Raw genomic sequence first — 21,869 nt, 5'->3', positions numbered from 1 at the left:
GGGGCGGTCTCAGGGGCTGTCGGGTTGGCCCGCCAACGAGGTGCGATGCTCCTGGCCAAGTCCGAGAAGCGAGTGGGATGGCTAAATCGGGTCAACGGCAGGGCTGACCCTGCCTGCTGCCTGATATATAATCCGCCGATTTCCATGGCAGCAACGCACAAGGCACTGATGGAGCTTATTCGCGGCATTCACAATATCAAGCCCCGTCACCGGGGCTGTGTATTGACCATAGGCAACTTCGATGGGGTTCATCAGGGGCACCACGCAGTGTTGGCCCGTTTGCAGGAGAAGGCCGCCCAACTTGGCCTGCCGGCCTGTGTCATGTTGTTCGAACCCCAGCCGCTGGAGCTGTTTGCGGGCAGTGCCGCGCCCGCCCGTCTCAGCCGTTGGCGGGAGAAGTACGAAGCCCTCAAGGGAATGCAGATCGATCGCATGCTCTGCGTGCGTTTCACCCATCGTTTTGCCGAGCAGGTGGCCAGCACCTTCATCGAGCAACTGCTGGTGGAGAAACTCGGCGTGCACTATCTGGTGGTCGGCGACGATTTTCGCTTCGGCAAGGGGCGGGAAGGGGACTTCCACCTGCTGGAGGAGGCCGGTCGGCGCTTCGGGTTCGAGGTGATCAGCACCCAGAGTTTCCAGCTTTCCCGCCAGCGGGTCAGCAGCACCCTGGTGCGTGAGGCCCTCAAAGCGGGCCGCATGGCGGAGGTGGAGCTGATGCTCGGTCGCCCCTATGCCATCAGCGGCCGGGTGGCCCACGGCGATAAGCTGGGGCGCACCATAGGTTTTCCCACCGCGAATCTGGCCCTCAAACGCCAGGTTGTCCCGGTCGGTGGCGTGTTTGCGGTGGAAGTGATATGTTCCGGCAAGACTTTCCCCGGCGTCGCCAATGTGGGTGTACGTCCGACTTTGAGCGGTACACAAGCCAGATTGGAAGTACATCTATTTGATTTTTCTGGTGATCTATATGGTCAGCAGGTCAAGGTGCTGCTTCGCCACAAGCTGCGCGAAGAGCAGAAATTTGACTCTTTCACCGCCTTGAAAGAGCAGATCGAACGAGATGCCCTGGCGGCCCGAGCCTGGTTCGGGCTGCCACAATTTCATTTACCCAGCACTCTTTTAGAAAAGAAGGGAACCCAGGACTGATGAGCGACTATAAACACACCCTGAATCTGCCGGAAACCGAGTTTCCGATGCGTGGCGATCTGGCCAAACGCGAACCCAACATGTTGAAACGTTGGTACGATCAGGATCTTTACGGCGCCATTCGCCGCGCCAAAGCGGGCAAGCCTTCTTTCATTCTGCACGATGGCCCCCCCTATGCGAACGGCAGCATTCACATCGGTCACTCGGTCAACAAGATCCTCAAAGACATCATCATCAAGTCCAAAGGCCTTTCTGGCTTCGATTCCCCCTATGTACCGGGCTGGGATTGCCACGGTCTGCCCATCGAGCTGAAAGTGGAAGGCATGGTCGGCAAGCCGGGCGAGAAGGTTTCCGCCGCCGAGTTCCGCGCCGAGTGCCGCAAATACGCCAAAACCCAGATCGAAGCGCAGAAGACCGACTTCATCCGTCTGGGCGTGCTGGGTGACTGGGAACACCCCTACCTGACCATGGATTTTGGGACCGAAGCCAACATCATCCGCTCCATGGCCAAGATCGTTGAAAACGGCCACCTGCACAAAGGCTCCAAGCCGGTGCACTGGTGTACCGATTGCGGCTCCGCGCTGGCTGAAGCGGAAGTGGAGTACTACGACAAGAACTCCCCCTCCATCGACGTGCGCTTCAAGGCCGTCGACGAGGCTGCTGTTGCCGCCAAGTTTGATTGCGCCGAAGGCCACACCGGCAAGGGCGCGCTCTCTGCCGTGATCTGGACGACCACCCCGTGGACCTTGCCGGCCAACCGCGCCATCGCCATGCATGCCGATCTCGACTACGCACTGGTGCAGGTTGAGGGCGACAATCCCGAGCGTCTGATCCTGGCCGCCGAGCTGGTGAAGGATGTGATGGATCGCGCCGGCATCGAGCACTTCCACAACCTGGGCTACGCCAAGGGTGCCGCACTCGAGCTGCTGCGCTTCAACCACCCCTTCTACAGCTTCGACGTGCCTGTGGTGCTGGGTGACCACGTCACTCTGGACGCCGGTACCGGCGCGGTGCACACCGCCCCTGGTCACGGTCAGGAAGACTTCGTGGTCGGTCAGAAGTACGGTCTGGAAGTCGCCAACCCGGTTGGCAGCAACGGCGTCTATCTGCCGGATACCGAACTGTTTGCCGGCCAGCACGTGTTCAAGGCCAATGCGGCCGTGGTCGAGGTGCTGACCGAGCGCGGCGCCCTGCTGCATCACAAGGTGTTCAACCACTCCTACCCGCATTGCTGGCGTCACAAGACCCCGATCATCTTCCGTGCCACCCCCCAGTGGTTCATCAGCATGGAGCAGAAGGGTCTTCGGCAGCGCGCACTGGAAGAGATCGAGCGTATCGAGAAAGAGGGCATTGCCCAGCATGGCCAGAGTGGCTGGGTCCCGGCCTGGGGCAAGAACCGCATCCAGGCGATGGTCGAGAACCGTCCCGACTGGTGTATCTCCCGTCAGCGTACCTGGGGCGTGCCCATCTCCCTGTTCGTTCACAAGGATACCCAGGCGCTGCACCCGGATTCCGTGCGCCTGATGGAAGAGGTAGCCAAGCGGGTCGAGCAGTCCGGCATCCAGGCCTGGTGGGATCTGGACAAGGCCGAGCTACTGGGCGTCGATGCCGACAACTACGAGAAGGTACCCGACACCCTGGACGTCTGGTTTGACTCCGGCTCTACCCATGCCTCCGTGGTCGATGCCCGTCCCGAGTTCAACGGCAAGCCGGCCGACATGTATCTGGAAGGCTCTGACCAGCACCGTGGCTGGTTCATGTCATCCTTGATGATCGGCGTGGCGATGAAAGACAAGGCTCCCTACAACCAGGTGCTGACTCACGGCTTCACCGTGGATGGTCAGGGCCGCAAGATGTCCAAGTCCATCGGCAACGTGGTAAGCCCTCAGGACGTGATGAACAAGCTGGGTGCCGACATCCTGCGTCTGTGGGTAGCGAGCACTGACTACACCGGTGAGATGACCGTCTCCGACGAGATCCTCAAGCGCTCCGCCGACGCCTATCGTCGTATCCGCAACACTGCCCGTTTCCTCTTGGCCAACCTGAACGGTTTCAATCCGGCGACCGACATGGTGGCGCCTGCCGACATGGTGGTGGTGGATCGCTGGGCAGTGGGCCGTGCCAAAGCGGTACAGGCCGAGATCGTGGCCGCGTTCGACGAGTACAACTTCCACGGCGTGACCCAGAAGCTGATGCAGTTCTGCTCCATCGAGATGGGTTCCTTCTATCTGGACGTCATCAAGGATCGTCAGTACACCGCCAAGGCCGACAGCCTGGCCCGTCGCTCCTGCCAGACCGCCCTCTATCACATTGCCGAAGCCATGGTGCGCTGGATGGCGCCCATCATGAGCTTCACCGCCGACGAGATCTGGGCCCTGCTGCCGGGTGAGCGCGGTGAGTTCGTGTTCACCGAGGAGTGGTACGACGGCCTGTTCGGGCTTGAAGCGGGCGAAGTGCTGAACGACGAGTTCTGGGCCGAGATCCTCACCGTGCGCGGTGAAGTGAACAAGGCGCTGGAAGTGGCCCGTGGCGAGAAGCGCATCGGCGGTTCTCTGCAGGCCGAGCTGACCCTGTTCGCCAAGCCTGAGTTGGCCGCGCGTCTGAACGCATTGGCCGATGAGCTGCGCTTCGTGCTGCTCACCTCCAAGGCCAAGGTCGTCAGCGTCGATGTCGCACCGGCAGAGGCCGTGGCGACCGAGCGCGATGACCTGTGGCTCTGCGTGGCCCAGTCAGCTGCAGCCAAGTGCGACCGCTGCTGGCACCATGTAGAGGACGTGGGTACCATCGCGGGTCACGAAGAGATCTGTGGCCGCTGCGTCACCAACGTCGAGGGTGACGGCGAAACGCGTCAATTTGCCTGATGAACATGACTCAACATAAAAGCGGCCTGCGTTGGCTGTGGCTGGCAGTGCTGGCCTTTGTTCTGGACCAGGCGAGCAAGCTCGCCGTGGTCAAACTGCTGCCATTTGGCTACCCGGGGGTGGAGATCACCCCCTTCTTCAACCTGGTCCATGTCTACAACAAGGGCGCTGCTTTCAGCTTCCTGGCGGATCAGGGAGGCTGGCAGCGCTGGTTCTTCGCCGTGCTGGCGTTCGCCATCTGTGGCCTGCTGATCCACTGGCTGCGCAAGCAGTCGGTCACCCAGCGCTGGAGCGGTATCGCCTACAGCCTGATCATCGGCGGGGCGCTCGGCAACGTGTTTGACCGGCTGGTGCTGGGCCATGTGGTCGACTTCCTCGACTTCTATTGGCATCGCGCCCATTGGCCGGCGTTCAACCTGGCTGACAGCTTCATCTTCATCGGTGCCGCCATGATCGTGCTGGACGGCTTCCGTGGCGAGAAAAAACAGGACGCTACCTCATGAGCCAGCTGATTGTTGCGGACAGCAGCGTGCTGTTCCATTTCTCTATCAAACTGGAAGATGGCTCGGTGGCCGACAGCACGGCGCTGCACGGCAAGCCTGCCCGTCTGCGGATGGGAGACGGCAGCCTGACGCCGAGCTTCGAGCAATGCCTGCTGGGGCTGCGCGAAGGGGAGAGCAAGAGCTTTACCCTGGCGCCGGAAGAGGCGTTCGGCCTTTCCAATCCTGACAACATCTACCATCTCGATCGCGCCAAATTCGGTAACGAAGTTGAGCCCAAGGTGGGTACCATCATTCTGTTTGACCAGCCCAACGGCAGCGAACTGCCCGGGATCATCCGGGCGGTGGAAGGGATGTCGGTTACGGTCGATTTCAACCACCCCCTGGCCGGTCACATCGTCACCTTCGAGGTGGAGATCCTGGGAGTTGATGACGAGGAGAAGGTTCACTGATGGATATTCTGCTGGCTAACCCCCGTGGCTTCTGTGCCGGTGTCGACCGGGCCATCAGCATCGTCGAGAGCGCGCTGGAGAAGTTCGGTGCCCCCATCTATGTCCGTCACGAGGTGGTGCACAACCGCTACGTGGTGAACAAGCTCAAGGAGGCGGGTGCCGTTTTCGTCGAAGAGCTGGACGAGGTGCCGGATGACAGCATCGTCATCTTCTCCGCTCACGGTGTCGCCAAGGTCGTGCGCGAGATGGCCAAATCCCGCGCCCTCAAGGTGTTCGATGCCACCTGTCCGCTGGTGACCAAGGTGCACATGGAGGTCCATCGTGCCAGCCGCAAGGGTTCCGAAGCCGTGCTCATCGGCCATGCCGGCCACCCCGAGGTGATCGGCACCATGGGACAGTACGAGAACAGTGAAGGGGGCATGTATCTGGTGGAGACGCCGGAAGATGTGGCCAAACTCAAAGTGAAGAACCCGGACGATCTCTGTTTCGTCACCCAGACGACACTCAGCGTTGACGAGACCTCGGATGTCATCGATGCCTTGCGTGCGCACTTCCCCAAGATCCAGGGGCCGCGCAAGGATGACATCTGCTACGCCACCCAGAACCGCCAGGATGCGGTGCGGGAGATGGCCGGGCTGGTGGACGCCATGCTGGTGGTGGGGTCGCGCAACTCTTCCAACTCCAACCGTCTGCGGGAGCTGGCCGAGAAGGTGGGCGCCAAGGCCTACCTCATCGACGATGCCTCCATGATTGAGCCGCAATGGCTGGACGGGGTTGTCCGTATCGGGGTCACGGCGGGTGCGTCAGCCCCCGATGTGCTGGTTCAGAATGTCATTGCTCGTCTGCGCGAGCTGGGAGGCAAGATAGTGACCGAGCATCCTGGCCGGGAAGAGAATGTGGTGTTTGAAGTGCCGCCGGAGCTGCGCATCCTTTGAGTCAGCCATCCCGTGCGGCATAGTGCCATGAGTGCCTGAGCCACCTCCTGTGAGGTGGCTTTTTCATGGGCGATTCTTATGACTCTTGTTGTCCGGTTTGTGGTGAGATTGCAGCGAAATTTGATGATGTATGTCCAAGATCTGAGTAGATTGAATTGCAAGCGAAGGTCTGCGGTCTAGACTGCTGATGATCTTCTCATCTGGCTTGATGGCACATGGATATGCGAACGAGCCTCCCCGACAAAATCAGAGCGAAACAGGATGTTTTTGCGTTCAGGTTTTAGCCTCATCGAGCTGATGGTCACCGTTGCGCTCATCTCTATCCTGCTGACGTTGGGAGTCCCCTCCTTTAGCGCGATATTGCGCAACATGACGCTGACCAGCCAGGCCAACAACTTCGTGGCCGCCATCAACCTCGCCCGCTCCGAAGCCATTCGCCGCAATACCGCGGTCACGCTCTCCGCAACCGCCAGCAACCTGACCCAGAACCACTGGGAATTGGGCTGGCAGATCTGGGTCGATCGCAACGGCAATGGCACCCTCGACAACGGCGAACTGCTGCGGCTCTTTCCCGACATGGGCGCAGGCACCCTGGTCAGCAATACGTCGCTGGTTCGCTTCAGTGGCAATGGCTTTCTCGACGGACGTCAGCAGGTGGCGCTGGTGTTCTCTCTGCAGCCGCCGGAGTGTGCCCAAGAGGCATCGCGCGACATCACGATCACCCCGGCCGGGCGCCCATCCATCGTGGAGACCAGCTGCATATGAAACGACATCAGGGGGTATCTCTGCTTGAGATCATGATCGCCGTGCTGGTGCTGTCGATCGGCATTCTCGGCATGGCGACCCTGCAGTTGCAGGCGCTCAAGAGCAATCAATCGGCGCTTACCCGCACAGAAGCGACCCAGTTCGGCTACATGATCGCCGACATGATGCGGGCCAATCGCAGCGCGGCCCTGCTCGGTCAATACAATGTCGGGCTGGGAGAGGCTGTCTCCGGCAGCTCGATGGCGATACAGGATGTGCAGTACTGGAAACAGGCGCTGACCGGCCTGCCGGGCGGTGACGGGGCCATTGCCGTCAGCGCCGGGCAGGCGACCATCACCATCCAGTGGGATGCCAGCCGGCTGGCTACCGAGCCTGCGCTGCGCAGCATGACCCTGAGGACGGATCTGTGAGCGGGCGGCGCACCTTGTTGCGTCAGGCCGGTGTCGGTCTGGTGGAGGTGATGATCGCCCTGCTGCTGTCACTGCTGACGGTCGGGGTCATCATCCAGGTGCTGCTTGGCAACCACAAAACCTACCTGACCGGTGAGGCCATCGCCCGGGTGCAGGAGGACAGCCGGTTTGCCGTCAACCTGCTGCAACAAGAGCTGCGGATGGTGGGCTACCAGGGCTGCCTCAGCAAGCAGGGGGTCAACATCACCAATACCCTCAACGGGGCGACGACGCTGCCCTACAACTTCACCGTCTATCTGCGCGGCTATGACAATGTCACGGCGACGCTGCCTGCGCCGTTGTCGGCCCTGTTTACCGCGGCCGAGCCCAAACCCAAGCCGGGAACCGACGTGCTGCTGGTGCAGGGGCCTACCGGCAGCGGTGTGCCGGTGACCCGCAACAACAGTGCGGCCCAGCTGTTCGTGCAGCAACTCTCCAGCAAGGCCAACTACTGCGGCACCGGCAAGCAGGGCTACAGCGACCTGTGCGAGGGGGACATCGTCATGGTTTCCGATTGCCAGAAGGCGCGGATCTTCCAGATCACCCAGACCCAGGTGGTGGGAGGGGGCAGCGAGGTCAACATCGGCCACTCCAATGACAACAAATACACCCCAGGCAATGCCGTCAGCTCCTGGGGCGGGGCCAGCAGCCCGGTCGAGGAGCGCTTCGGCGCCGGTTCGGTATTGAGCCGGATGGAAACCAGGGTCTATTACATCGCCCGTCCCTCGGCCGGCGCGCCCTATGCCCTCTATCGCAAGAGCGGACTGGGGGCGGGCATGCCGCTGGTGGACGGGGTCACCGACATCCAGCTGACCTTCGGTGAGGATCAGAACCGGGATCGGGCGGCGGATCGTTACGTGAGTGCCGCCAGCAACCCGAACTGGGACAACGTGCTGGGGATCGGCGTTCAGCTGTTGATGCGCAGCAACCAGGGCAATGTGGTGTCGGATCCGCAGGCCATCAGCTTCGCCGGGGCTACCTTCCAGGCAACCGACAGCCACTGGTACTGGGTGGCCGAAACCACGGTCGCCTTGCGCAACCGGCTGCCATGAGGAGGGAGGCATGATGGGGCGACAAGGGGGAATGGCACTGGTGATCAGCCTGATTTTTCTCGCGGTAGTGAGCCTGCTGGCGATGGCCAGCATGCAGAGCGCCCTGCTGCAGGAGAAGATGGCGGGCAACCAGAAGGAGTCGCAACAGGCGCTGCAGGCGGCGGAGGCGGCACTGCGCGCTGCCGAGCGCTATCTGGAGGCGGGCAACTCAGGCCCCTACGACAACAGCGCCGGTCTCTATGAGTTCGTCAGCGTGGCGGTGGATCCCGCTTCTCCCTCCACGGCCTGGCGGACCTATGCCAATAGCGGTCTGGCGGGACGGGCCCCAGAGTACTTCATCGAGCGGCTGCCCTACACCCAGAGCAGCAACGAGAGTCTGGCGGTGGACGAGCCCATCAGCGAGCGCCGTCTTTATCGCATCACGGCTCGGGGATTCGGCCTCTCGGACGAGAGCCGGGTGCTGTTGCAATCGACCTACAGCCGCTAGGAGGGAACCATGCGTGCATCTGGCTACGGATTTTGCGCCCTGTTGCTCTGCACCCAGGTGCAGGCGGCGCTCGACATCGCCCAGGTTCCCCTCTATCTCGGCACCCGGGCCGAACCTAACATCATGTTCAGTCTGGATGACTCCGGCTCGATGCACTTCGAGCTGATGCCGGAGGATTTGATCGAAAACAGCGCTCGCTACGTCTATCCCCGTGCCGACAACGTCTATGGCAGCGAGGACTATGACAACCGGACCGTGACCTTCACCAGCAACAACGATCGCAACGCCTACACCCGCTCGAGCAACAACAACAAGCTCTACTACAACCCCTTGCTGAGCTACCGCCCATGGGCCAAGGCGGACGGTACCCTGATGGCGAATGCCAGCATCAGCTGCGCGCCGCACAACCCCTTCAACACCGCCGCCGGCTGTCGCGACCTGACCAAGAACAACCGCTCAAAGTCGTTGCGCTACTACACCGGGTTTTCCTCCAGCGACTACAACGATGACGAGACCTTCTGGCCCGCCGTCTATTTCGCCTACAAGGGCAGCGGTGACGTAAAGAGGGCGAGCAGCTATACCCGGGTCGAGATAAAGTCCGGCAGCACTTATGGCGGGCGCCCCAATCGCAGCGACTGCAAGAGCGCACCGGTATGTACCTATGAGGAGGAGATCCAGAATTTCGCCAACTGGTACACCTACTATCGCTCCCGGATCCTGGCGGCCCGGGCCGGGGTCGGTCGTGCCTTCGCCAGCCAGGGACAGGCCCTGCGGGTGGGGTTTGCCACCATCAATGCCAGCGGCAGCGTGATCCGCGGGGTGGCGCCCTTCTCAGGCACCGATCGCAGCGCCTTTTTCAGCGACCTCTACAGCCGCGACATTCCGGCCGCCGGCACGCCGCTGCGCACCAGCCTGAAGGATGTGGGGGAGTATTTCTCCCGCACCGACAACAATGGCCCTTGGGCGGCCAGCGCCGGCAGCACCTTGCCCCACCTCACCTGCCGGCAGAGCTACAACATCCTGATGACCGATGGCTACTGGAACGGGGATACCCCCTCGGTGGGGGATCTGGACAAGGATGGCTACAGCAATACCCTGGCCGATGTGGCCTACAAGTACTGGAAAACAGACCTGCGTGCCGATCTGGCCGACAAGGTGCCGACCAGCACGGCAGATCCTGCCAACTGGCAGCATCTGGTCAACTTTACCGTTGGGCTCGGGGTCAACGGGTCGCTCAATCCGGCCAACGGCATCCCGAACAGCTGGCCCAATCCCCATGATCCGGATGACAAGGAGTACAAGAACGCGACCTATATTCCGGAGTACAAGATCGATGACCTGTGGCACGCGGCGCTCAACAGCAAGGGCAGCTTCTTCAGCGCGGGTGACCCCGACGTCTTTGCCGCGGCCCTGAGCAGCACTCTGGCCCAGATCGCGGCCCGCAACAGCTCCGCCAGTTCGGTGACCGCCAACGCCACCCGGCTGGACAGCAATACCCACATCTATCAGGCCCGCTACAACAGTGGCGACTGGTCCGGGCAGCTCGTCTCCATTCCGCTCAACAGCGACGGCTCGCTGGGCAACATGGCCTGGGATGCCGCAACCCAGATCCCTGCCCATACCGCCCGCAGCCTCTTCACTCGCCAGAACGGGGTCGGCATTCCCTTCACCTGGGCCGATCTCAACGCCACCAATCGCGCCCTGTTCAACCTCGCCGGTGACAACCAGGGGGAAAACCGGGTCGCCTACTTGCGCGGTGATCGCAGTCGCGAGCAGAACAATGGCGGCCTGTTTCGCAGTCGCAGCGACCTGCTGGGGGACATCATCAACTCGGATCCCGTCTATGTCGGCAACCGGGACTACGGCTATGGCAGCGCCACCGGCCTGACCCAGGCCGAGCGGGAGGGCTACCAGAGTTTCCTCGGCTCGACGGCCATCAGTCGCCGCACACCCATGCTCTACGTGGGGGCCAATGACGGAATGCTGCACGGTTTTCGGGTCGCCAACGGGGTGGAGACGCTGGGCTACATCCCGGCCAGCCTGTTGGGGGATCTGAGCCTGCTGACCAAGCCGGATTACAGCCACCGCTACTATGTGGACGGTACGCCCAAAGTGGGGGATGCCTATCTTGGCAGCAGCTGGAAAACCGTGCTGCTGGGGTCGACCGGCGCCGGAGGCAAGGCGGTCTTTGCCATCGACGTAACGGCCCCCGACAACTTCACCGCCGACAAGATGTTGTGGGAGTTTACCAGCGCCGAGATGGGGGTAGCGCTGGCTGCGCCGACCCTGGTCCGGGTGAAGTCCGGCAACAAATGGGTGGCGCTGGTGGCCAACGGCTACAACAGCACCAGCCAGACCGCCCGGCTGTTTGTGCTGGATCTGGCGACCGGCGCCGTGATCAAGGAAATCGATACCCAGGTGGGCTCGGCCAGCGAACCCAATGGCCTCTCATCCCCCCTGCCGGTAGACGAGGACGGTGATCGGGTGGCGGACTATGTCTATGCCGGCGATCTGCAGGGCAATCTGTGGAAATTCGACCTGACCGACAACAACAGCGCCCAGTGGGGGAGCGCCTTCAAGACCGGCAACAAGCCAAAACCGCTGTTTCAGGCGTGCAACGGGACCTGCTCTGCCAGCACGCGCCAACCCATCACCATGCGCCCGTTGGCCATCCGCCACCCCAAGGGGGGGATCATGGTGCTGATGGGAACCGGCAGCTATTTCACCAATGACGACAAGCTGTTGCCGGCAACCCCCAGGCTGGAAGCCGTCTACGGCATTTGGGATGCGGGGGCGACCGTGCTCGCCAGCCAGTTGCAGCAGCAGAGCATCACTCACGAATACTCCGCCAATGGCACCACCATCAAGTTCAACGTGAGGGTGGTCTCCAACACGGCGGTCAACTACACCAGCCAGAAAGGGTGGTATCTGGTGCTCAAATCCCCTGCGTTGAGTAAGGGGGTAGGGGAGCGAGCCGTTTCGGAGATGCTCTACCGCAACAAACGGCTGATCTTCAATACCCTGATCCCCTCGGCGGATGCCTGTGACTTTGGTGGGCGCTCCTGGCTGATGGAGCTGGATCCTGTCTCGGGGGCGCGTCTGAGCTACTCGGTGTTCGACGTCAATGGCGATGGGGCCGTCAACGATGACGACTATGTGGGGATCAAGGACGGCAGCGGCAACGACATCAAGGTGCCGGTCAGCGGCAAGCAGTTTGACGAGCTCACCACGACGCCGAGCGTGGTGGAGGATGCCGACATGGAGCGCAAGTACATCAGTGGTTCCAGCGGCAATATCTCGGTCACGCTGGAAGAGGGGGCGGGTGACCTTGGGGGGCGCCAGTCCTGGTTGCAACTGGAGTAGAGGTGGAGATGGAGCGTGGATTTTCCCTGCTGGAGCTGATGATTGCGGTAGCCGTGATGGCGATTCTGACCCTGATTGCCTACCCCAGCTACAACAGCTACATGGCGTCGGCCAAGCGGGCCGAGGCCAAGGCGGCGCTGCTCGAGGCGGCGCAATACATGGAGCGGCAGTTTACCGCCGATGGCAACTATGATGGCGGCAATCTGGCCTCAGCCGGACTGGCCACCTTGCCTAGGGATGGCGGGGCTGCCTATTACAATCTGGCGCTCAATGCCAGCGGTGCCCGCTATACCCTGACGGCGATCCCGACCGGAGTGATGAACGGCGATCCCTGCGGCTTGCTGACTCTGGATCAGGGGGGACAGCAGGGGGTGTCGATGGCCAGCATGACGGCCGCCGAGTGCTGGTAATACGTTACCAGCAGGCGGCCGGGGTCTTGATGTCAGCCTTGTTGAGGGTGAGGGTATCGCAGGCGGTGCTGCCGCTCTTGTCACCCACCTGCGCTCCCTTGCTGGTGGCGATCAGGGTGTAGGTGGTTGCGGTAGCCCCGGAGATGGTGAAGTCGTAGTAGCTGCTGGTGGGGTTGCCCACCTGGGACGGGGTCGTGCCGTAGCTGGTGTTGGAGACTCTGAACTCTTCCTGTTTCAGCTGCATGCTGAGCAAGCCCTTGAATGCCTCGGCTCGACGGGATTTGCGCAAACCGTCGCTGAAACTGGGGTAGGCGATGGATGCAATGATGGCGACGATGGCGACTGCAACGAGCAGTTCCAGCAGCGTGATTCCGGACTGTTTGGCTTTCATGGGGCGGCATGCTTCGTGAAACAGGTTGATACTATAGGATAGTACTGACGGTGTGCTCTACTGGCATGTGCAAAAGAAAGGAGTCTTGAACGATGGAAGGCAGAAAGGGCAGATCCGCCGGTTTTACCCTGATAGAGCTGATGGTTGCCCTGTCTCTGGTCGCTCTGCTGCTGACCGTTGCGATTCCCAGTTATCAATCACTGCGCCAGGAGCAGATGGTCAAGGCCGCCACCCAGGCGGTGTATACGGATGTGATGTTGCTGAAGTCCGAGGCCATCAAGCGTAATCGCACCCTGCAATTCATCATCTTCAACAGCGGCACCAGCAATTGGTGTTACCGCATTTTTATCGATGGCAGCTGCAACAGTTGCAGCGATCACTGTTCCAGCATTGAGGGGCGTAAGGGGGGCGATGCCAGTGAATATCCCGGTATCAGCCTGGTTGCCAGCTACAGTGAATCGTCAAGCAACATCAGGCCCCTGAGTATCTCTCCCAGAAGGTCCTCCTTGACGGCGGGGAATATTGCCATCTCATCCGGTGCCTACTCCATGCAGGTCAAGACCAACAATGTCGGGCGTGTGCGTACCTGCGGTGTCAGCAATGTCAGTGGGGTGCCTGCATGTTGAGAGCACCAAGGGGATTCAACGTGGTGGAGCTGATGGTTGCCATGGTCGCAGGCCTGCTGCTGGTCGCCGCGGTGACATCCTTGTTCGCCACCATCCTCAGGGTCAATCAAACCTCCATGCAGGTGAGCCGCCTCAATCAGGAGCTGCAGAGCGTCACCGACATGATTGCCCGTGACGTGCAGCGCACCGGTTATGATCAGGGGGCGACAGCCTTTCTCGGCGCCGCATCGGGAGCCAGATCCCCTTTCTATTTCGATACCAGCAGCGATCTGATGAATGAGACGGTCACAGGCTCCAAGATTTATCGCTGCATCCGGCTGAAATACGATGATGATAACAACGGCGTGCTTGGGGCTGATGAAACTTATATCTACAGCTACGACAGTGCCGACAAAGGGGTGCAGCTTGGCACCAGTTGCAGCACCGGCAGCCTGCTGAGTACCGACAATACCATCGAAATTACGGATCTCACCTTCTCGCTGTTGAGTGGCAGCGTCTCGTCAGGTGCACGGACGGTGCGGTTGAACATATCGGGCCAGTTCAAGGCCAACACCGCGCTCAAACTCACCCTGCAGCGTGATATCAAGCTGCGCAACGACGGGTATTGATGTCATGCAACGTCATCTTGGTTTTACCACCTTCACCGTTACCTTGCTGCTTACTGTGATGTTACTGAGCATCTCGCTGCTGGTGGGCAAGCTGATGGTGTCTGACCGCCGTGTCAGCCTCAACGAAGTGCAGTATCGACAGGCACTGGCCCTGGCCGAACTGGGTTTATCCGACGGGGTCGGCCGCTTGGCGCAGGACGCAAGTTGGCGTAGCGCCAGCAGTGGCGTGTCGGTCACTGTGTCGGCCGGTACCTATACCCTGTTTGCGCTGGACGACACAGCCGTGACCGTGGGCGGGGCGAGCGTGACACCGGTCAGGGTGCGAGCCCAGGCTACCCTAGTTGACAGTACTGCCAATGCCGATGTGGAGATAAAGACCATCAAGGTCAGCGTATTGGCTGGCACCCCGGCTGCCCCTCTGACGGTTGCCGGTGGCATGGCCGTTTCCGGCAACTTTACCGTGGTGGCCAATCCCAACGGGGGCGGGCCTGGCGTGCCGCTCTCCATCTGGACCAACGGTAATGTGGATCTGACCAATGGCTCCGGTCAGACCTGCCATCAGGGGGATTACAGCGGAGGGTGCAGTGCCTACATCAGCCAGAAGGGGGACAAGCAGTCGGACATCAAGGACAACGATACCGCCTTCCCAAGCGATCTGGTCTGGTATCTGTTCAACGAGAATGACGATGCAACAGGATGGGCCAATCTGGAGTCGCGGGCAGTGCAGATGCTGACCAATTGCGATTCGTTGTCGACCGCCTCCCGTGGACTCATCATCGTCGATGGGGACTGCAAGCCGGGCGGTTCGATCGGTTCGGTTGCCGCACCTGTGGTACTTATCGTGCGCAACGGGGATCTGATGGTCAACGGCAACGCCACCCTCTATGGGCTGGTGTTCGCCTACTCCTCCACACCCGCCACGACTACCAACGATATCAGCCTGAAGGGGGGCGCCATCGTCAATGGCGCTGTGGTTGCCAACTACCAACTGGGCAAGACCGCCAACGGGACCTTCGACGCCAAGTACGACCAAGCGGTGCTGAGCAATATCGAGAATGGAGCCGCATTTCAGATCATTAACCTAGTGCCCGGTAGCTGGCGGGACTGGTAGGAGCGAACATGAAACCGCACAAGGGATTCGGGCTGTTGGAGATCTTGATCACCCTGGTTCTGCTCGGGGTGGGGGTGGCCGGGTTGGTGGCCATGTCGCGCGGGATCCTCGGGGCCTCCCAGGACGGTCGGCGCTATGAGGTGGCGATGCGGCTGGCCGAGTCGAAACTCGATGATTTTCGTACCTTCAACGGCGTAGTGAGTGCCGTCTCTCCGCTCACGGCCTATAACAGCATTGCGGCGGGCACCAGTACGGTCACCCCCGCCGACGGCGGCGGGACCTATACCCTGAGCTGGACCGTCAACAACCAGTACTGGAATGGTACGGCCTGGCAGACGACGGCCCCGGCGGGATACCTGCAGTCCTACCCGGGTCGCAAGGTCGTCAACGTAACCGTCAGCTGGAGCGACAATGACGGGAATCCAGTCTCGTTGTTATTGGCCGGTGCAGTGTCGCCGGCAGAGTCACTGGCCCAGAACCAGTTGAATGGCGGGCTCGATACCAGTCGCGAGCCACCCCAGGTGGTCTATACCCCGGGGGTGGCGCCGGACGTCATCTCCATCCAAATCGATCAGGAAGGGCGCAAGCAGGAGACCAGCAAACCGCTGCCGACGGTGACCTCCAAGGATGGCACCGTCGGCAAGCTGGTGCAGTTCGAGACGGTCACCTACAAGCCCGACAACGGCGGCAACACCCAGCAGGTGCTGCAGGATCTGGCCTCGGTCTCCTGCTCTTGCAGTTACGGCTCGAGCGTCAATGCCTACCTGCCGGGCCAGGCGATCCTGACCGACAGCAATCTTCTCTACTGGAGCGTGGGCTCCCAGGTCACCAAGCAGACCGGCATCCTCAACAGCAGCGTCAAGGATCAACCCACTCTCTGCACCAGTTGCTGCAAGAACCACTTCGATGGCAGCGGCAGCAGCTTTGATCAGTTCTACTCCCCGCTGCACACCAACAGGCAGCGCTATAACAGCTCGCTCACCTCGGTCAACAGTGGCGACTATGTGGATGCCTGCCGCTTCGTCCGGCTCGATGGCTATTATCGCCCTCTGCCCGAGTGGAACCTGATCAAAGTCATAGTGACCAGCGCCGACTTCCTCGCCAAGACGGCCAATCAGACCAGCTACCAGAATTACATCAAGTACGTGGTCACCACCTACATCACCTGGCAGAAGAACACCCTCAACTGGACCGCGAACCCCACCGCCACGCCACCGACCATCACCGAGTTTGCCGACTGGTTGCCTGCCAACGCGGCGGCGGGGGGAGACACCACGACCAAGGTCACCATGAGCACTGGCACGGCCCAGCTGATCGCGCGTGGCATCTATGTGGATGTGCTCTCGCCCACCTATCTGGCCGCACTCGACCTGACCTCGCAGGATCTGCTGGCCAGGGTGCCATTCCAGGATATCAACCTGACCATGCTGGCCGAGTGGAGTCTGGTACCCTTGAGTGGCCAGCTGACCGGCAGTGTCTCCGACTATGTAGGGGTGACCAACGAGACGGTCAAGACGGTGGTCGATCTCAACAACTACTACTTCGGCAGCTACAGTCGCGGCTACCTGTCTGCCAAGAAGAGCACCAAGGATGCCTCCAACGTGTTGCAGAGCGCGTCGATCAAGGTGACCGCCTATCAAGGCAACTCGGGGATCACCGCCTCGCTCATCTCTCCCGTGGATCAGAGTGAAGCCAAGAGCGCCAGCATGCCGGTGGCGATCGATACCAGCGCTCAAACCGTACCGACCCTGACCGTGTCGGGGCGGATCGAGTGTCTGGAGAAGGTCAGCAACAAGGACCCATCCCCCACGGCGTGCAACAAGAACACCTTCAACGGGTTGAGCGTGACCACCACCACCACGGGGGCCACCTGCCGTATCGACAAGCCCCAGGCCAACAACCAGCCAGCCACCTATGTCTGCACGGCGGCGCAAAACAGCAGTCTGGTGGTGAGTTTCTCTTACAGTGCCCAGGGCAACACCACCTATCTGCTGAAACCGGCGTCGTTGAGCATTGCCATGACACCGCCCGCCAGCGGTCAGGTGATCACCGGGCCCTGTGGCCTGCTGGTGGACAACGGCGTGACCAACGCGAGCAGCCTGACTTGTACCCCCTGAGTCTTGGGCGCTGGCACAGCCAGCGCCTTTTCTTTATCATTCCCCATCATTTTCGAATTCAAGATGCATCGCCATGGCAAAAGCCCTCTCTCTGATGCTTGCCCAGTTGAATCTGACGGTAGGCGCCATCGAAGATAACTGTGACAAGGTGCTGGCGGCAGCCGCCGAAGCCGATCGGCAAGGCGCCGATCTGCTGGTTTGCTCCGAACTGGCCCTGACCGGCTACCCGCCGGAAGATCTGCTGCTGCGCGCCGATCTGATGATCCGGGTGGAGGCCGCGCTGACCCGCATCGCGGCATGGCAGGGGGCTTGCGCCATTCTGGTGGGTCACCCCTGGCGTGAAGGGGAGGCTCTCTATAACGCCGCCTCCCTCTATGAACAGGGGCAGCTGGTCGCACGCTACTTCAAGCAGGATCTGCCCAACTACGGGGTCTTCGACGAGAAGCGCTACTTCACCGCGGCAACCGAGACCTGCGTGGTCCCCTTCCGTGGTCATCAGCTGGGCTTGCTCATCTGCGAAGATCTCTGGCAGCCGGGGCCGGCGCTGGCCGCCAAGGCCGCTGGAGCCGAGCTGCTGCTCACCATCAATGCCTCGCCCTACGATCAGGAAAAACCCTGGATCCGCCGTGAGCTGATGGCCGAGCGCTGCGATCAGACCGGTTTGCCGCTCATCTACCTCAACCAGGTATGCGGTCAGGACGAGCTGATCTTCGACGGCTGCTCCAAGGTGTTCAACAGCCAGGGCGAGCTGACCCACAAGCTGGCCCCCTTTGCCGAAGAGCTGGCGCTGGTGCACTTTGCCGATGGTCAGCCGGTGAAGGAGCGGGAACCCGCCGCACCACTGGAACCCTTGGCCGAGACCTATCAGGCACTGGTACTGGCGGTGCGCGACTACGTCACCAAGAACGGCTTCCACGGCGCCGTGCTGGGCCTCTCCGGCGGCATCGACTCGGCGCTGACCTTGGCCATCGCGGCCGATGCCATCGGCGCCGACAAGGTGCAGGCGGTGATGATGCCATTCCGCTACACCGCCCAGATGAGCGTGGAAGATGCCAAGGAGCAGGCCGAACGGATGGGGGTGGAGTTCAACATCATTTCCATCGAGCCAATGTTCGAAGGCTTTATGGCCCAGCTGGCGCCGCTGTTTGAAGGGACCGCCCGCGACACCACCGAAGAGAACCTGCAGGCTCGCTGCCGTGGTGTGTTGTTGATGGCGCTCTCCAACAAGCGTCGTCGCATCGTGCTGACCACCGGCAACAAGAGCGAGATGGCGGTGGGCTATGCCACCCTGTACGGCGACATGGCCGGCGGTTTCGACGTGCTCAAGGACGTTCCCAAGACGCTGGTCTTCAAGCTGTGCGAATACCGCAATTCCGTCGATTATGTGATCCCGCAGCGGGTCATCGACCGTCCTCCTTCGGCAGAATTGGCACCGGACCAGGTGGATCAGGACAGCCTGCCCCCCTATGACATCCTGGATGCCATCCTCAAGCGCTATGTGGAAGAAGATGCCTCCGTGGCCGACATGGTGGCGGAAGGCTTCGAGGAGGCGGTGGTGCGCAAGGTGATCCGTCTCGTGGATCTCAACGAATACAAGCGCCGTCAGGCTGCGGTCGGGCCCCGCATCACGGCCCGCAACTTTGGTAAGGATCGCCGTTACCCCATCACGTCCGGGTTTGGCAAACAGAACTGGTAAGGAGTCACCATGAAGAAGATTGAAGCCATCATCAAACCGTTCAAGCTGGACGATGTGCGCGAGGCCCTGGCCGAGATCGGCATCAACGGCATGACGGTATCCGAGGTCAAGGGCTTCGGCCGCCAGAAGGGCCACACCGAGCTCTATCGCGGCGCCGAGTACATGGTCGACTTCCTGCCCAAGGTGAAGGTGGAGCTGGTGGTGCAGGACGAGGATCTCGATGCCTGCCTGGAAGCGATCCAGAACACCGCCCGCACCGGCAAGATTGGTGACGGCAAGATCTTCGTCTGCGAGGTGGAGCGGGTCATCCGCATCCGTACCGGCGAAGAGAACGAAGACGCCATCTGATGTGGTGGATGTGCCCTGTGATGAACAGCAAGAGTCTGTCGTTCTGATGTCGTTGTACCGTATCGGGGTCGTGGCGGCGTGCCTGATGGCGCTCACCGCGTGCAGTACCCGGCCGCCGGCCCAGCCGGAAAACCTGTGCCAGATCTTTCGGGAGAAACCCGAGTGGCACGAGGCGGCGCTCAAGATGAACGAGAAGTGGGGGACACCTGTCCAGGTAGTGATGGCCATGATGTACCAGGAGTCCTCCTTCGTGCACGATGCCCAGCCGCCGATGCAGTATTTCCTCTTCATCCCCACCGGGCGGGCCAGTTCAGCCTACGGCTATGCCCAGGTGAAAGACGAAACCTGGGCCGACTATCAGCGGGAAACCGGCAACGGCTGGAGCGATCGCGACGACTTTGCCGACGCCATCGATTTCATGGGCTGGTACACTCACAAGGCACAGCGGCTCAACGGCACCTCCAAGTGGGATGCCTATGGCCAGTATCTCAATTATCACGAAGGGTGGGGTGGCTATCGGCGTGGCAGCTACCGCAGCAAGGGATGGCTGATGAAGGTCTCCCGCAAGGTGGAGGCCCGTGCCCAGCGCTACGGTGCCCAGTATCGACAATGCAAGGATCAGCTCTCCAGCGGGGGCTGGTTCTGGTAACCAAATCAGGAGTCAGAAATGCCGTTATTGGACAGTTTTACCGTCGACCATACCCGCATGGCCGCCCCGGCAGTGCGGGTGGCGAAGACCATGCAGACCCCGAACAAGGACACCATCACCGTGTTCGACCTGCGTTTCTGCGTGCCGAACGAGGAGATCCTCTCCGAGCGCGGCATCCACACCCTCGAGCACCTGTTTGCCGGCTTCATGCGTGACCACCTGAACGGCAACGGGGTGGAGATCATCGACATCTCTCCCATGGGTTGCCGCACCGGCTTCTACATGAGCCTGATCGGTGCGCCGGATGAAGCCCGTGTTGGCGCTGCCTGGCAGGCCGCCATGAGCGACGTGCTGACCGTGCAGGATCAGGGCAAGATCCCCGAGCTGAACGAATACCAGTGCGGTACTTACAGCATGCATTCGCTGGAAGAGGCCCATGCCATCGCCCGCCATGTGCTGGAGCGCGGTATCGGTGTCAACCACAATGACGAGCTGGCCCTGCCGGAAGAGAAGCTGAAAAGCCTCTGATCCCGAGAAGGGAAGCATGAAAAAGGCCGGTCAATGACCGCAATGCTGTTCAGATAAGCACTTTTTTGACTGATTATTCATAAATTGGATTTGAGTTGAGGGGGCAAGGCTGTGTCCAGTCGATCTTCCTCCAGCCTTTATCCAGCGGGGCTTGCAATAGAAAGAGGGAGGCATCATGCCTCCCTCGATTTTTTGTCCTGATACTACGTAGACTGGAACTCAAATTCTCTTAAGTGAACAGCATTGCGGTCAATGACCGGCCTTTTTGCATTTGGTGGGATCAGGAGGGCAGTGGCATCACCCGATTGCGTCCCAGCTCCTTGGCCTTGTAGAGCAGCTTGTCGGTACGCTCGATCAGGGTGTCTGCCGTCTCCTGAGGGATGTATTCCCCCACGCCGAACGAGGCGGTGATGTGATCGATGCGTCGCCCGGATTTGCGATCCAGAATCGACATCCGCTCGATGACGCGACGCAGGCTCTCGGCCATCTGGCGGGTCAGCGCCAGGGCGCGGTTTGGCACCAAGAGGGCAAACTCCTCACCCCCCAGGCGATAGGCGGTTATGCCCTCCTTGCTGGCCTCTCGCAGCCGCTTGCCGACGATGCGCAGCACCTGGTCCCCCAGCAGATGTCCGTATTCGTCGTTGAAGTTCTTGAAGCGATCGATATCGGTCAGGATCAGGGAGAAGGGCTGCTTGCTGCGGATGAGGCTGTCCATCTCGAGATCGAAGGCGCGTCGATTGAGCAGAGACGTGAGCGGGTCCTCGGTGGCCAGCTTCCTCGTCTCGTTCAGGGCCTGTTTCAGCTCCTTGATCTCTTTCTCGGCGCTGCTGAGCTGGTTGCGAAAGTGGAGGGTGGACATGCGTACGTCGCGCGACTCGCGCACGAGATCCCGCAGGATCCCCATGGTGTCTTCCAGGCTGAGCCCCTCGTCGTCTATCTTGCTCAGCTTGTCGAAACTCTTGTCGAGCATCTCCTGAAACAGCCCGGTATCGGAGATGGCATCCTGCATCGAGTGACTCAGCTCGCTGGCCATGGCCGCGAGGTTGAGTTTCATCGCCTCCATCTGCTGCTCGTCCTGGGCCGCAAGGTGCTGGTGGTAGAGACGCTCACAGGTGGTCAGGGAGAAGGTTCCCTGCTGTTTTATCGCCTGATCGACGGCATGGTTGAGTTCGGGCATGTCGCCGGAGACGTAGCTGTACCAAAGGTGATAGTTGTTCGGCGTGGTGGGAATTTGATACTTGATCATCAGGGGAACCGCCTGTTTCAAATAGGCGGCAGATTGGGCGAACGAGTCCTTGCTCATGAGTTCCGAGTCTCACATACCTGCAAACTGTGTCCAGTATGACAGAGAGAATGGCCAAAAGGCAGTCGATGGATG

The 21,869-nt window shown here is 60.9% G+C and carries 21 protein-coding genes; 19 read left to right on the top strand and 2 right to left on the bottom strand.

What is annotated here, in order from left to right:
- Window positions 1-168 precede the first annotated feature (168 nt).
- From ribF to tppA, 11 genes are all read left to right on the top strand, one after another.
- Window positions 169-1,143, top strand: a complete 975-nt coding sequence (gene ribF, locus PG892_RS03625) for a bifunctional riboflavin kinase/FAD synthetase (protein ID WP_109421804.1) — start codon at window positions 169-171, stop codon at window positions 1,141-1,143.
- Window positions 1,143-4,004 (top strand): isoleucine--tRNA ligase, encoded by a 2,862-nt coding sequence (gene ileS, locus PG892_RS03620; RefSeq protein WP_171864925.1) that lies wholly within the window; start codon window positions 1,143-1,145, stop codon window positions 4,002-4,004. The genes ribF and ileS overlap by 1 nt, the downstream gene beginning before the upstream one ends.
- A complete protein-coding gene (lspA, locus tag PG892_RS03615) occupies window positions 4,004-4,507 on the top strand; it encodes a signal peptidase II (RefSeq protein WP_114522713.1) in 504 nt (167 codons plus the stop codon). The genes ileS and lspA overlap by 1 nt, the downstream gene beginning before the upstream one ends.
- Window positions 4,504-4,956 carry an FKBP-type peptidyl-prolyl cis-trans isomerase gene (gene fkpB / locus PG892_RS03610; RefSeq protein ID WP_114522714.1) on the top strand — a complete coding sequence of 151 codons (453 nt, stop codon included), beginning with the start codon at window positions 4,504-4,506 and terminating at the stop codon, window positions 4,954-4,956. The genes lspA and fkpB overlap by 4 nt, the downstream gene beginning before the upstream one ends.
- Window positions 4,956-5,891 (top strand): 4-hydroxy-3-methylbut-2-enyl diphosphate reductase, encoded by a 936-nt coding sequence (ispH, locus tag PG892_RS03605; RefSeq protein WP_270825123.1) that lies wholly within the window; start codon window positions 4,956-4,958, stop codon window positions 5,889-5,891. Before fkpB ends, ispH begins: the two co-directional genes overlap by 1 nt.
- Window positions 5,892-6,152: 261 nt before the next feature.
- Window positions 6,153-6,656 (top strand): type IVa pilus pseudopilin TppE, encoded by a 504-nt coding sequence (tppE, locus tag PG892_RS03600; protein ID WP_160837176.1) that lies wholly within the window; start codon window positions 6,153-6,155, stop codon window positions 6,654-6,656.
- A complete protein-coding gene (gene tppB, locus PG892_RS03595; protein ID WP_106553390.1) occupies window positions 6,653-7,066 on the top strand; it encodes a type IVa pilus pseudopilin TppB in 414 nt (137 codons plus the stop codon). Before tppE ends, tppB begins: the two co-directional genes overlap by 4 nt.
- On the top strand, window positions 7,063-8,157 hold the full coding sequence (locus PG892_RS03590) for a PilW family protein (RefSeq protein ID WP_270825122.1): 1,095 nt from the start codon (window positions 7,063-7,065) through the stop codon (window positions 8,155-8,157). Before tppB ends, PG892_RS03590 begins: the two co-directional genes overlap by 4 nt.
- A gap of 10 nt (window positions 8,158-8,167) precedes the next feature.
- Window positions 8,168-8,644 carry a pilus assembly PilX family protein gene (locus PG892_RS03585; RefSeq protein WP_005308830.1) on the top strand — a complete coding sequence of 159 codons (477 nt, stop codon included), beginning with the start codon at window positions 8,168-8,170 and terminating at the stop codon, window positions 8,642-8,644.
- Window positions 8,645-8,653: 9 nt separating this feature from the next.
- Window positions 8,654-12,007, top strand: a complete 3,354-nt coding sequence (locus tag PG892_RS03580; protein ID WP_270825121.1) for a pilus assembly protein — start codon at window positions 8,654-8,656, stop codon at window positions 12,005-12,007.
- Window positions 12,008-12,015: 8 nt separating this feature from the next.
- On the top strand, window positions 12,016-12,417 hold the full coding sequence (gene tppA, locus PG892_RS03575) for a type IVa pilus pseudopilin TppA (RefSeq protein ID WP_017763999.1): 402 nt from the start codon (window positions 12,016-12,018) through the stop codon (window positions 12,415-12,417).
- 4 nt (window positions 12,418-12,421) lie between these two features.
- Here the strand turns inward: tppA and PG892_RS03570 are convergent, their stop codons facing one another.
- Window positions 12,422-12,808, bottom strand: coding sequence for a type IV pilin protein (locus PG892_RS03570; RefSeq protein WP_005308836.1), 387 nt, complete (start codon window positions 12,806-12,808; stop codon window positions 12,422-12,424).
- A 92-nt stretch (window positions 12,809-12,900) separates the two neighbouring features.
- Here PG892_RS03570 and PG892_RS03565 point away from each other — a divergent pair, with 92 nt between their 5' ends.
- The 8 genes from PG892_RS03565 to luxS all read left to right on the top strand — a co-directional run bounded on the left by PG892_RS03565 (window position 12,901) and on the right by luxS (window position 20,491).
- Window positions 12,901-13,434 carry a GspH/FimT family pseudopilin gene (locus PG892_RS03565; RefSeq protein ID WP_270825120.1) on the top strand — a complete coding sequence of 178 codons (534 nt, stop codon included), beginning with the start codon at window positions 12,901-12,903 and terminating at the stop codon, window positions 13,432-13,434.
- Window positions 13,435-13,454: 20 nt separating this feature from the next.
- Complete coding sequence (locus tag PG892_RS03560) at window positions 13,455-14,042, top strand: PilW family protein (protein WP_017780260.1); 588 nt, start codon at window positions 13,455-13,457, stop codon at window positions 14,040-14,042.
- Between the two features lie 4 nt (window positions 14,043-14,046).
- A complete protein-coding gene (locus PG892_RS03555; RefSeq protein ID WP_005308842.1) occupies window positions 14,047-15,153 on the top strand; it encodes a hypothetical protein in 1,107 nt (368 codons plus the stop codon).
- Between the two features lie 8 nt (window positions 15,154-15,161).
- Window positions 15,162-17,270, top strand: a complete 2,109-nt coding sequence (locus PG892_RS03550) for a type IV pilus modification PilV family protein (protein WP_017782211.1) — start codon at window positions 15,162-15,164, stop codon at window positions 17,268-17,270.
- Window positions 17,271-17,343: 73 nt separating this feature from the next.
- A complete protein-coding gene (locus PG892_RS03545) occupies window positions 17,344-18,966 on the top strand; it encodes an NAD+ synthase (protein ID WP_268027393.1) in 1,623 nt (540 codons plus the stop codon).
- Between the two features lie 9 nt (window positions 18,967-18,975).
- Entirely contained in the window at window positions 18,976-19,314 is a 339-nt protein-coding gene (glnB, locus tag PG892_RS03540; protein ID WP_005308848.1) for a nitrogen regulatory protein P-II, read from the top strand.
- Between the two features lie 46 nt (window positions 19,315-19,360).
- A complete protein-coding gene (locus tag PG892_RS03535) occupies window positions 19,361-19,963 on the top strand; it encodes a transglycosylase SLT domain-containing protein (protein ID WP_041214486.1) in 603 nt (200 codons plus the stop codon).
- A gap of 18 nt (window positions 19,964-19,981) precedes the next feature.
- Window positions 19,982-20,491 carry an S-ribosylhomocysteine lyase gene (gene luxS, locus PG892_RS03530; RefSeq protein WP_010673112.1) on the top strand — a complete coding sequence of 170 codons (510 nt, stop codon included), beginning with the start codon at window positions 19,982-19,984 and terminating at the stop codon, window positions 20,489-20,491.
- Window positions 20,492-20,771: 280 nt separating this feature from the next.
- Here the strand turns inward: luxS and PG892_RS03525 are convergent, their stop codons facing one another.
- Entirely contained in the window at window positions 20,772-21,794 is a 1,023-nt protein-coding gene (locus PG892_RS03525; RefSeq protein ID WP_041214487.1) for a GGDEF domain-containing protein, read from the bottom strand.
- Window positions 21,795-21,869: the final 75 nt, after the last annotated feature.

The sequence above is a fragment of the Aeromonas sp. QDB68 genome, from assembly GCF_027707405.1.
Lineage (GTDB): Bacteria > Pseudomonadota > Gammaproteobacteria > Enterobacterales > Aeromonadaceae > Aeromonas > Aeromonas caviae.
Note: the sequence above shows the minus strand (reverse complement) of the source record. Positions and strands in the feature narration are given on the sequence as shown.

Excerpts from the sequence above, each read along its gene's own strand:
- fkpB (WP_114522714.1), top strand. The coding sequence starts at position 4,504 with ATGAGCCAGCTGATTGTTGCGGACAGCAGCGTGCTGTTCCATTTCTCT.
- ispH (WP_270825123.1), top strand. The coding sequence starts at position 4,956 with ATGGATATTCTGCTGGCTAACCCCCGTGGCTTCTGTGCCGGTGTCGAC.
- PG892_RS03555 (WP_005308842.1), top strand. The coding sequence starts at position 14,047 with ATGCAACGTCATCTTGGTTTTACCACCTTCACCGTTACCTTGCTGCTT.
- glnB (WP_005308848.1), top strand. The coding sequence starts at position 18,976 with ATGAAGAAGATTGAAGCCATCATCAAACCGTTCAAGCTGGACGATGTG.
- PG892_RS03535 (WP_041214486.1), top strand. The coding sequence starts at position 19,361 with ATGTCGTTGTACCGTATCGGGGTCGTGGCGGCGTGCCTGATGGCGCTC.
- PG892_RS03525 (WP_041214487.1), bottom strand. The coding sequence starts at position 21,794 with ATGAGCAAGGACTCGTTCGCCCAATCTGCCGCCTATTTGAAACAGGCG.
- tppE (WP_160837176.1), top strand. The coding sequence starts at position 6,153 with ATGTTTTTGCGTTCAGGTTTTAGCCTCATCGAGCTGATGGTCACCGTT.
- ileS (WP_171864925.1), top strand. The coding sequence starts at position 1,143 with ATGAGCGACTATAAACACACCCTGAATCTGCCGGAAACCGAGTTTCCG.
- PG892_RS03545 (WP_268027393.1), top strand. The coding sequence starts at position 17,344 with ATGGCAAAAGCCCTCTCTCTGATGCTTGCCCAGTTGAATCTGACGGTA.
- PG892_RS03570 (WP_005308836.1), bottom strand. The coding sequence starts at position 12,808 with ATGAAAGCCAAACAGTCCGGAATCACGCTGCTGGAACTGCTCGTTGCA.
- luxS (WP_010673112.1), top strand. The coding sequence starts at position 19,982 with ATGCCGTTATTGGACAGTTTTACCGTCGACCATACCCGCATGGCCGCC.
- tppA (WP_017763999.1), top strand. The coding sequence starts at position 12,016 with ATGGAGCGTGGATTTTCCCTGCTGGAGCTGATGATTGCGGTAGCCGTG.
- PG892_RS03550 (WP_017782211.1), top strand. The coding sequence starts at position 15,162 with ATGAAACCGCACAAGGGATTCGGGCTGTTGGAGATCTTGATCACCCTG.
- ribF (WP_109421804.1), top strand. The coding sequence starts at position 169 with ATGGAGCTTATTCGCGGCATTCACAATATCAAGCCCCGTCACCGGGGC.
- tppB (WP_106553390.1), top strand. The coding sequence starts at position 6,653 with ATGAAACGACATCAGGGGGTATCTCTGCTTGAGATCATGATCGCCGTG.
- PG892_RS03580 (WP_270825121.1), top strand. The coding sequence starts at position 8,654 with ATGCGTGCATCTGGCTACGGATTTTGCGCCCTGTTGCTCTGCACCCAG.
- lspA (WP_114522713.1), top strand. The coding sequence starts at position 4,004 with ATGAACATGACTCAACATAAAAGCGGCCTGCGTTGGCTGTGGCTGGCA.
- PG892_RS03565 (WP_270825120.1), top strand. The coding sequence starts at position 12,901 with ATGGAAGGCAGAAAGGGCAGATCCGCCGGTTTTACCCTGATAGAGCTG.
- PG892_RS03585 (WP_005308830.1), top strand. The coding sequence starts at position 8,168 with ATGATGGGGCGACAAGGGGGAATGGCACTGGTGATCAGCCTGATTTTT.